This window comes from Dactylosporangium siamense (assembly GCF_016862795.1).
GTDB classification, from domain to species: Bacteria; Actinomycetota; Actinomycetes; order Mycobacteriales; family Micromonosporaceae; genus Dactylosporangium; species Dactylosporangium siamense.
In genome coordinates this window covers 1-499 of sequence record NZ_BONQ01000249.1, presented here as the reverse complement: position 1 = coordinate 499, position 499 = coordinate 1, and the positions used below count along the sequence as shown (strand labels likewise).

Below are 499 nucleotides of genomic sequence, written 5' to 3'. Positions count from 1 at the left end.
GGGAGTACATCCAGGACAGCAGGCCGAGCGCGAACATGTTCTTGGCGCGTTCGGCGTCCTTCTTCGACACGCCGTGTGACTCGAGGGCCTTCACCGTCATCGAGGTCAGCCCGACGGGGGCGACGGCCCATCCGTCGAGGGAGCCGTCCTCGAGGGGGTTGGCGGCGTAGCCGACCTTGGCCAGGTTGCGTTTGGTGAACTCGTCGGTGTTGACGATGATCGAGGCGCCCTTGGGCAGGTCGGCGAGGTTCGCCTTGAGCGCGGCGGGGTTCATCGCCACCAGGACGTTGGGCGCGTCACCGGGGGTGAGGATGTCGAAGTCGGCGAAATGGACCTGGAAACTCGACACGCCCGGCAGGGTGCCGGCGGGCGCGCGGATCTCCGCGGGGAAGTTGGGCAAGGTCGAGATGTCATTGCCGAGCTGCGCGGTTTCCGATGTGAACCGGTCACCGGTGAGCTGCATGCCGTCGCCGGAGTCGCCAGCGAACCTGATGACCAC

At 66.7% G+C, this 499-nt stretch carries 1 protein-coding gene; it reads right to left on the bottom strand.

Annotated features, from left to right (window positions below; translation table 11 throughout):
- Window positions 1-499, bottom strand: a 499-nt coding sequence (locus Dsi01nite_RS56745) for a 2-oxoacid:ferredoxin oxidoreductase family protein (protein WP_203854860.1), incomplete at both ends; no start/stop codon positions are given.